Genomic DNA, 7,647 nt, shown 5'->3' on the forward strand with positions numbered 1-7,647 from the left:
ACAAATTTAAGAGAAATCCTGATAGTTTAAATTCACCTATAGCAAATTGCTTTTAGGCTAGCAGGGCCTTGTACATCCTCCAATCTTAAGTGTTCGATGATCCGCGCAATGATGTCCGTATCATGGATGGCATGTATATATAACATTAAGATCTTCCAGAATTTCCTCTGATCAATATATTTGCAAAAAAAAATGCCATTGATATGCTGTTTTTTTGGTTCGTTCCAATGAAGAGCGGAATGATGGATTTAAAATTTTAGAAGCGGAAACCTGTACTGAAATAAGGGTACCAGCCTTCATCCGATCTTGTCATCACAAAATGTAAGGGAAGTGCATCTGCGACGATGTAATATATGCCCCCGCCCACACCTTGATGAAACTTACCACTATTGTAGCCTTTTGCCCATACCTTACCAATATCGTACATGCCCATGAGTCCAAATTCACCCGGGAGAACATAGCTCCTGACATCCTTTATTTTAAGACGTGCCTCTAAATTATTATAAAGCATCTGCTGTCCTGCAAATCGATATTGGCGAAATCCTCTAAGGTTTTCGTGACCGCCTAGAAATAAATATTGATAGAATGTAGGATTTCCGACAACTGCTCCCCCGCCCGTTCTGTTGGCGAATATAATGCCTTCATTGAGTACACTAAAATATCCAGTTATCGCAGCATTTAACTGCGCCGAATTTTTTGAATACTGATTGAGTCCAAAATAAGAATTCAAATCGGCTTTGATATACATTCCTTTACTTGGATTAATCTTTCGATTACGTGAGTCTTGTGTTAAAAAAGCATTGATACCTGCAAAAGCTTTGTCTTTGGTAATCGACAAGCTATCGTAAGAATGTAAAGCCTGAGGATTTAAAATAAATCGATCTTCATTCTCATTAGGATCTAAATGATAAAATTGGATATGTGGACCTACGGCAACGTTTAACGTGGATGAAGGTTTCCATCTTAACTGTGGATTGATATTGAAGATATTAAATCTGCTTCGGTAATATTTTGCACCATACTGTTCCTCTAAAAATGGTGAGTTATTTCCTACACCGAAGAAATTCTGTGTGTTGTCGGGAGCTTTCGCTAAGGCATCGATAACAATATCAGCATCGCCGGCAGCAGCAGTCCATTCGCCTCTATAGTGAATTTTATATGCTCCAGTCCGAAAGGCGGTTGCTACGGTGAGCTGTTGTCTATAGGTAAAGGGGCTTTTTCTAAAGCCACGCTGATGTGTGTAAGCTGCTCCGAGTCCGAGGGAAATACCGTCGTCTGCATTATAGCCGGCAGTAACCAAGGGAAGCCAGGTGTTGTACAGGTTTACCGGAACAAATTGCGTGTTGATGCTATCTTGAGCATAATGAAGCTTTATTTTGTTCTTTTCACCGAGCATAACGGAATTTTTAGTGTTTTCGTAAAGCTGTATCCTTGATTTGCTTTGATTGATAACATAAGTCTTTGGTGTGCTATCGCCTATAATTCTTAGTTTGATGGGAGATTGCGCATTATCGATTAAAACAGAATCTTTTCCGTCACCTAAATAGAGGCGAATCTCTTTTGTAAGGGTATTTTTGTAGGTTTTGTCCATCAAAGTTTTGGTGACTTTGCCTACTTTGTTGATCTTCGAAACTTTGACTTTTAAGTTTTTACTTCCAGTGCTGCATATTTCTACCTTTTCGTTTTTGTCGCTGAGGTGAATATCGACAATGTTATTGATAAAATTGTAATACTCTTCCATCGCAGTTGGCAGTGCATCACGGCGGCTCTGAAGTGTTTTGAAGATTTGTTCTCCACGAATAGTAATGGACGACTGCGGGAGGCTTTGTACGGATTGCCATAACACGGAATCTGTGAGGCGTGTTACAAATTGCTTAACCTCTTTGGCCCATTCCCTGTGGGAGAGCTGATTGCTCGGATGAGCATTTAAGAAGCGCGATTTGAAAAGAGAATAGCGAATGTCGGGGATGCCCGTGGTGAATCCCTGCATGACCGGATTGACGAATTGCTGATAGATGTCTTTCATCAGGAAACCTTGCGTGACACGCAGTGCCTGGTCGCGATCGCGGGGAATAGGAATATAGTCTTTATCCTGATCTGTGCTATCCTGATTCTCATCGTACCATCGCCATTGATCCTCATGTCGGTCCCAATCACTAACCAGGACATCCAACATCCTTGCGCGTAGGTACGCTTTGGCTTTAAAATTGTCGTCATTATCTTCCTGCAACTTTCGCACAGTTTTAGGACTATTGTCTGAATCTCCGAGCGGTTCACGCTCCTCCAGTAGAGCTACTGTATGTTCAAAAAGTGGAGCATATTCGCCTAATAGGCTATCTTGTGCTACAACGCCAATGATTGGATGAGCGTGTGCGACGTTTACGGCATTGGCCAAGGCGGGTATCATCAGCGCGGAATAGGGATGCTGGGCACTGGTGGCATCATCCAATACATCCTGCACAAAGGTACCATGCAATTCTTCTGGTATAAGGGATTCAGTCCTTTTATTGACCGATCGCAACGCCCATTCCCTTCCCATAGAATCTGTTAGTCTTAAAGAAACCGATTGCATTCCACCGCCTTGTTTAACAGGACGCAGACCACCATATAATGTGGAAAGTTGAAGCAGCGGCAAAGTGGTTTCCGCAGCCCATTCTTTGCGGTAGTTTTCGCCAAGGAAGAACTTTTTAAATTTACTGGCTTCACCATATTTTGCGTTTGCTATGACACTTATACTGTCCTTAATAATGGTTTGAGCAAAGGGTGTGCCCTGAATCGTACGCAACCCTGTATGCTTTTGCTGGGAATAAGAATGACTAGCAAGAAAAATAAGAAAGAATGGTACGACCTTTTGCATGCCTATTGTTTTTCAAATTTATAAATGATCCCTTTATCCTGATTGCCGGCTTCGCTGCTGATATAAAGATTGAGTTTTGAATCAAAGTTAATACCTTCGGGTTGAGGAAAGATCTTCGGATCTAATGGAGAGAGCGATTTTACATGAAAATTCTCATCCGTCACAACAAGAGCTTTGTCTACAGAAGATAAGATGTACCACTCCTTGCTATCTGCTTTTTTTGCTAGGGCTGATGGTTTAAAAGTCTTTTTGATTTTAGTATCAAAAGCACGAAGTTCATCAAGCTGAATAGAAAATTCTCCTTTCGGATGGAATTGACTGTTTTCGTCAATTGAAAAGATATATCCAGAGGTTTGTGACTGCTTTCTATCGACCTTGCATTCTTTACATAATACATATGCCTGGTTAGTTTCGCGATCAACAAAAAGCCCTTCATATTCTCCTTTTGGAAGTAAATTCTTCTGTTCGACAACGTTTTTTATATCATCCTTTTCTGAAATGGGAAAAGAATAGATGCTGCCGTTGCTCTTTAAGATAAAGAAGTGTGTATCGCTTATCGAGATATCTTCATAGTCGCCATCTTTCCCAAAAGGGCTGAAGGTGACTTTTTGTGTGGGTTGGTTAAACTTATACAGAAAGCCTTGTTCATCCTGAATGGCATAAATATCATCATCCTGCCCCGGAAGAAAGGTGATCCCGGATATTTCCAGTAATTCGTTAGGTAAACTCATCTTGCTGCCCGAAGATAATGTGTAGGGAATGCTTTGTGATTTTTCAGCTTGAATATGAGCTCGCTTGTTGCTGTTTTCTTTGGTTGTATTATTGGGGTTGCAGGCAAGTAAAATAGCCGAGACTAGACTTAAGATAGCAGTTATATGTAGGTTGGGGTTTTTCATATTATTATATTTTCAATTGATGTGGTCGTGGCGTTTCAGAACGAGCTTAGATGCCATGTTTTTAGTATCGTACTTTCAAGTTAATTATGTTGTGATGAATTACTTAATTGAATAGGTATACTGTTCCATTTAGCTTTTAAATAATCAAGGATTTGCTGTTGCGAAACATTTTTATGCTGCGTTTCTATCGCTTGGTTTTGCCCCTTGTCATTCAGTAATGTAGCTTCGGTGTCGTCCGAAAACTGGATATCGAACATCTCCTGTATTTGATGTGCCAGTGTCGGATTCAGCAGCGGAAAGCAAGTTTCTATACGTCGGTAAATGTTGCGGTTCATCCAGTCTGATGAGCCGAGATAAACGAGCGTTTGGGTCTGATATTGAAAAATAAATATTCTTCCGTGTTCTAAATATCTTCCTACAATCCTTTTCACGGTGATGTTTTCACTTAGTCCCGGTACCTGCGGTTTTAGCCTGCAGATCCCCCTGATCAACAACTCTAGCCTCACCCCTGCCCGGCTCGCTTCATACAATTTGTTGATTAACGATTCTTCTTCCAGATTGTTTAATTTAATTTTTATCGTTGCTGGAGCTCCATCTTGAGCTGCATGGATGGCTCGGTCAATCAGCTCCAAAAACGTAAGCTTGAGGTTGAACTGTGCTACTAGTAGATGTTCAAATGATAGTTCATTTGAGTTGTGGGGTTTCCTTCGGGCTGGAAGAAACTTAAATAGCAAATTTAATTCGTTGGTCAGCAGCTTATTAGAAGTAATAAGGAAGTAGTCTGTATAAACCTTAGCCGTTTTTTCATTTAGATTTCCCGTACCCAGTAAAGCACTTTGTCGACCTGCCTGACGTTTGACCAGTGCTATTTTTGCGTGAACTTTTAAGTTTGGGATACTGTAGGTGATTTTTACGCCGTTCTCTTTCATCAGCCGAGCCCAATGTATATTATTAGCTTCATCAAACCGCGCTTTTAATTCTACAAATACATTGACCTGTTTTCCATTTTTCGCAGCGGTAGCCAATGCTTGTGCAATATGAGAATCGCCTGCTATACGGTATAAAGTCGTATAAATCTCTTCTACGGATGGATCTAATGCGGCCTCATTAAAAAAGCGTAATATAGGATCGAAGGATTCATAGGGAGTACAGACCAACAGATCTTCCCGGTCAATTTGATCAAAGATAGATTCTTCGAAATTTTTATCGGTATTGATTTGTAGTTGTCTTGGATACGAAAGGTTCTCTATTTTAATCGGGAATGAGAAGAGATCTTTCAAGTTGTGGTAGTTTCCGCCTTCAACAATGCTACTTTTCCGTAGGTCGAATAAGGTTGCCAGTCTTTCAATTAGCGGCTCTGGTAGATTAGGTTGATAGAGAAATCGCGTCGCATAGCCAAGGTCACGTTTGTTGACTTCCGCTTCGATTTTCTGTGCAATATCTCCCTCAAATTCGTCTTGAAGATTTAACTCGGCATCTCTTGTGATTTTAAAGGAATAGAAACTTAATGATAAATTTCGTATAGCCATGGGTAGAAATGCTTTGATAATATCATCTATAAGGACGACATATTTGCCGCTATTGGTCTCGCAGGTGAAAAATCGACCGATATAGTTTGATGGGATGTTTAGGAATGATACTGCTTCTGTATTTTCATCCTTAATGGCGAAGTACAGCTGATTGTTGTCTGGAAAAAATGACGTATCATCTATGGAGATAATTTGCAGATAGGAAGCAACTGTATTAAAAAAATAGTGTGCAGTTAGCCCTTTTATTTCTGCTGGGATAGCTTGGTTGTAAATGAAAAATATACTTTCTTTCGCTAATTCTTGAATAATATCAGTGAGTAGGAACCCGAATTTTTCCTGTTGTTTGTGGATGAATTTTGACGCTTTTTTATATGTAGCGATGTCTATGTTGGGGATAAGCTGTTGCGGGTTTTGTTTTATTATTTTTTTTCCAGCCATCAATACAGGCATTCTAACCCGATAAAATTCATCCAGATTGGAAGAAAAAATAGCAAGAAACTGCAGTTTTTCCAATAGCGGGACCTCTTGACGACCGGCTTGGTCAAGGACCCTATCGTTAAACGACAACCAGCTAATGTGTCTGTTGATATAAAGATCTTTCTTCATCATCCGTATATGTTTTTTGCTGTGGCAGTCTATTTGTGAAAGCATCGATACTTTGATGTCCGCCTATTGTAAGCTAACGATTGAATTCTTCGAACTTTTTTGGATAAAATAAAAGGAAGTACATGCATTTGATTATGAAGTATTTAGATGGCATTTATAGGGGATTAAAATAGGGTTGCTCCGATAAAAGAAACGACTGATATTACAAGTCCAAACATAAAAACTCCATATGCGTATCGTAGAAGTTTGTATTTCCTTCCTAATACCACCCCTTGTGAATAAACATCCTTCGTGAGCATGCCATATAGAAACTCAGAATCGACCATTACCTTTTGCATACCCTCGTTGTAGTCATCGAGTTTCATTTTGTAGAAATTACCAAAAAAGAGCAGATTGACTGATTTTTGTTCGATTTCGTCTTTTGAAAATTTACCGGATGGAATTTTAGGAATTGTAGAGAGTATAGCCATGACCATGGTGGCTACCACGGCAGTTGTTAAGATAATTGTTGGGATAATAAGGTGTTCGTTCGCATCTAGTTTTCGAAATAAAACAGCAATGACGACGGAAAGGATAATAGAATTAACGGTTAATAAAATATTAGCCTTATTGTCTGCCATATCACTTAATCGCTGATTGTTTGAAGAAGTAATCCGGAACATGGTCTCTATTCCGCGTTCAGGCTTGCTACTTTTCTCTTTTTCTTTCTTGTCTTCTTTTTTATTTTCTTTGCTTTTCTTGATTGATTTCTCTTGTTTTTTTTCCAGTTCCTTTAAATTCATCTCCTTTTTGGCATTAAGCTTTTGTTGTGCATATTCAGTATGGTAATGATGGCTCATTAGGAGTTTGATCGTACCGGCTCGCCATACATCTTTGTCAATCTCTTTTCCTAACACCGCTTCCGCTTCTGCTTTCATAAGTTTATTTCTAGTAACAAAATCATCACTTCCAAAATGAAATAAGTCAGCATCGCAGAGAATTTGCTCGAGCAGGTTTGTTGGATCCTGAGGCATTCGAGTTGCTAAAATACAACCTTTAATTTTTTCCTGTATGCCCTGTGGTATGCCTTTTTCTCTCAAAAATTCCAAAGCAATTTCGACACTTCTCTTTTCATGGCCAATCGCATTGTCGGAGTGAACGTACCCAAGATCATGAAAGTAGGCCGCGCTAATAACAATAAAGTGATCCTCCTCTCCCAATTGATAATACAATAAAATTTCCTCCGCCGAACTTACGACGGAACGCGTGTGTATCGTATTATGGAAGCAGTGGCAGATTGAAATATTTTCTGTAATATAATTTTCAGCATATTCTTCTACCTGTTTTAAAAGCTGAGCATAATCTATCATGGATCAATATGATTTTATTTCGAATAAAAGTATTTAATATCTTTAATTTCTTAAAAATAAGGCGTTCTTTTTGTGTACTAGCCTACATCAAATTTACAGAAAAAAGAGCTATTACAATAGCGATTAATTCTCTGCGCTATAATAAATATATTATTGGTATAACCAGATGGCTAATCCACTAATATTTCCATATAATACATTTGCTTGATGGGGTTTTGCCTAGATAAAGATGAAGTGAATACGATGTTTCATGCTAATAATGTATCAATTTTACTCTTCTTATCCCTTAATTTAGTTTTTGTTTACCTATAGCTTAGCCTTAAGTTAGGTTTAGTTTAGCTTTTACCTATACTAAACCTAAACTAACTCTAACCAAACCCTAACTAAACCCTAAACTAACCTATGATGTG

General features: G+C 39.0%; 4 protein-coding genes. All 4 read right to left on the reverse strand.

The features are described 5' to 3' along the window. Positions 1–256: 256 nt before the first annotated feature. Positions 257–2,857, reverse strand: coding sequence for a BamA/TamA family outer membrane protein (locus B3E00_RS14630; RefSeq protein ID WP_293880347.1), 2,601 nt, complete (start codon positions 2,855–2,857; stop codon positions 257–259). Positions 2,858–2,859: 2 nt separating this feature from the next. Beyond that, positions 2,860–3,753: a hypothetical protein gene (locus tag B3E00_RS14635; RefSeq protein ID WP_293939025.1), complete on the reverse strand. Its 894-nt coding sequence runs from the start codon at positions 3,751–3,753 to the stop codon at positions 2,860–2,862. A gap of 80 nt (positions 3,754–3,833) precedes the next feature. Next, complete coding sequence (ppk1, locus tag B3E00_RS14640) at positions 3,834–5,891, reverse strand: polyphosphate kinase 1 (RefSeq protein WP_293939027.1); 2,058 nt, start codon at positions 5,889–5,891, stop codon at positions 3,834–3,836. 161 nt (positions 5,892–6,052) lie between these two features. Then, a complete protein-coding gene (locus tag B3E00_RS14645) occupies positions 6,053–7,237 on the reverse strand; it encodes a Pycsar system effector family protein (protein WP_293880353.1) in 1,185 nt (394 codons plus the stop codon). Positions 7,238–7,647: the final 410 nt, after the last annotated feature.

It is taken from the genome of Sphingobacterium sp. UBA5996 (genome assembly GCF_002429765.1).
Lineage (GTDB): Bacteria > Bacteroidota > Bacteroidia > Sphingobacteriales > Sphingobacteriaceae > Sphingobacterium.